Source organism: Lapidilactobacillus mulanensis (genome assembly GCF_003946215.1).
Lineage (GTDB): Bacteria > Bacillota > Bacilli > Lactobacillales > Lactobacillaceae > Lapidilactobacillus > Lapidilactobacillus mulanensis.
In genome coordinates this window covers 1-2,523 of record NZ_RHOW01000089.1, presented here as the reverse complement: position 1 = coordinate 2,523, position 2,523 = coordinate 1, and the positions used below count along the sequence as shown (strand labels likewise).

2 protein-coding genes are annotated in these 2,523 nt (G+C 38.1%); both read left to right on the top strand.

The features are described 5' to 3' along the window. The first annotated feature begins 314 nt into the window (after positions 1 to 314). A complete protein-coding gene (locus EKM67_RS10565) occupies positions 315 to 1,502 on the top strand; it encodes an MFS transporter (RefSeq protein WP_164506655.1) in 1,188 nt (395 codons plus the stop codon). 287 nt (positions 1,503 to 1,789) lie between these two features. After that, entirely contained in the window at positions 1,790 to 2,419 is a 630-nt protein-coding gene (locus EKM67_RS10560) for an HAD hydrolase-like protein (protein WP_164506654.1), read from the top strand. Positions 2,420 to 2,523: the final 104 nt, after the last annotated feature.

Genomic DNA, 2,523 nt, shown 5'->3' with positions numbered 1-2,523 from the left:
CATAAGGGAGAGGCTTCCCTTTTTCAATTCCCAATAATTCATTTACACATAATTATTTAAACACTCTAAGACAGACGTGAGTTCAAAACGCGGCATCTGTTTGATGGAAAGATCATTAATTTTGCGCTGGTAATAATTATAGAATAATTAGATGATTGCTAAAAATTGATTATATGGGTAAAATAAAACAATTGATTTTATTCAAGGGTTAAAAACATTGATGAGAATGATGGGTGTGTATTTGACACGCTCATCGCTGTAGGGTTAAACAAATTGGATATAAAATTTGAAGTTTTCAAATCATGGTGGAGAAATTGAAAAGTAATACAATGTATTTCCGAAGAGAAATAATTAAATACCTTAGTTCCGTTGCATTTTCATCGGCAGCAAATAGCGCATCTGCATTGGCGATATACTGGTATGTTTTAAAAATGACTGGCGCGGTTTCCATGCTTGTCTTAGCGGGTGTTCTACAATCTTTACCTAGCATTTTTGCGGTGGGAGTTGCTGCGCTAGCTAATAAAAAAGGTTCGAGATTTTTGATGTACACAAGTGACGGTATGCGAGCCGTTTTATTTTTATTAATTACGTTATTTAGTACAATGTCAATTGGTGTTTGGCTGGCTATTGGAATTAATATGATTTTGCAGGTATTGGAACAATTAAGAACTTCAGCAACCACAACCGTAATACCCGAAATGACAAAAGGAAAGGGTAAGTTAGGATCTTGGGTCGGTATTTCGAATACTATTACGGCATTATTTGAATTAGTCGGAATTACGTTAAGTGGCATTATTTTTGATAAGTTTGGATATCAAGTGCTATTTCTGATAATTGCTTTAACTTTCGTTGCGGCTAGTTTGACGTCGTATTTTTTAAGCGTAAATTATTTAGTCTCCGAAGATGAACCTTCAAACTTTAATATGCTAGGGGCTTTTAAACATATTTATAGATCGAAAACTTTGTTAGGCATAATCACTTTATCAATCATCGTGAATTTTGCATTTGCACCGTTAGATGTTGTTTTAACAGCCTTGGTGCATCGTGTATTGAATAGTGGTGCAACCGTTTATGGATTTATGGACGGTGGACTAATGGCTGGTATGATAGCAGGTTCGGCTATTTTTAGCCTAGTTGCAGGTAAATGGCACATCAAACCAATTGCCATTGTTGGATTTACCGGGTGTGGAGCAGTTCTTATAATTTTAGCTTTTGCGGATAATACATTGTTTGCAATTGCAGAGGTGATCGTTCTTGGATCACTTATGGCTTTTATAGATAGTTCTATGGACTCTTGGTTGCTTGAAACAGTCCCAGAAAATGGCCGAATCACAATTTTTACAACAGTGACTGCTTTATTTACAGTCGCAACGCCACTAGGAACCGCCTTTTTGGGTTATTTATTAAATAAGACAAGTGTCTCTATTGTTTTGATAACGATGGGGGTATTGATTTTAGGTGCTGTATTATATGCTACTCGGTTACGGGAAGACTATGATTAATCAAATCATCCGAAAAGACCAATAAATACTCAACGTTTACCGATACGTTGAGTATTTATTGGAAAAAGTAGGAGAAGATCCAAGCGATGAACAAATTATAGCTTATTTACCATGGACAGAAAAAGTTAAACAGATATATGTGCAGCGTCAATGGCAGGCAATGAACTGAAAATTTTAATACTGTCGGTTACTTACTGCTTACGATGAATGTTAAAATTGGGGGAGTGGTAAAACAAATGATTTTAGTTTAATGGTTAAAAATATTGACGAGAATGGCGGGTGTGTCTATGACATATAAAAACTTTATTTGGGATTTCGATGGCACTTTGTTTGATACATATCCAGTGATGTTAAATACCTTGTCGCAGGCACTCGCTGAGTTTGGTGTGGCTGGCTTAGACCGAGCGGCACTATATCAAAGCATGAAATTAAAATCAGTTAGATTTGTCGAACAGCAAATGGCTTCTAAATATGGCTTTTCAGCGGAAGCATTAGCTAAACGTTATCACGAGTTGGAGCACGCTTCGCAACGTGAACCCCAACCATATACCGGAGCAAAAGAAGTCCTGCAAGCAGTCGTTGCGCAGCACGGACAGAATTTTCTGGATACGCATCGAAACCAAAGTGTTTATCAATATTTGCAAGCAGCCGGATTGCGCGGGTATTTCGTGGGCGGCGTGGACGCTGACCAAGATTTCCCCCGCAAGCCTGATCCGGGCGCAATTTTAGCAATCATGGCGCAATATCAATTAGCGCCAAATGAAACGGTAATAATCGGTGATCGTCGTTTAGATATCGAAGCCGGAACTAATGCGGGTATCGCCACAATATATTTCAATGTCGATCGGTTGAACGACGCGCCAATGGCTACACATCAAATTCAGCAGTTGACGGATGTCCTGAAATTTATTAGCTAAATCAAAAAAAGTTATGACCTTGCCGAAAATCTGGCGGTCGGCTATACTCCTACTTAAGTAGACAAGCAAATAATCAAAGCTTGTACACTTAGGAAGGAGTTTTT

Bases quoted from the DNA above. Each gene is read 5' to 3' on its own strand.
- EKM67_RS10560 (WP_164506654.1), top strand. From the start codon at position 1,790: ATGACATATAAAAACTTTATTTGGGATTTCGATGGCACTTTGTTTGAT.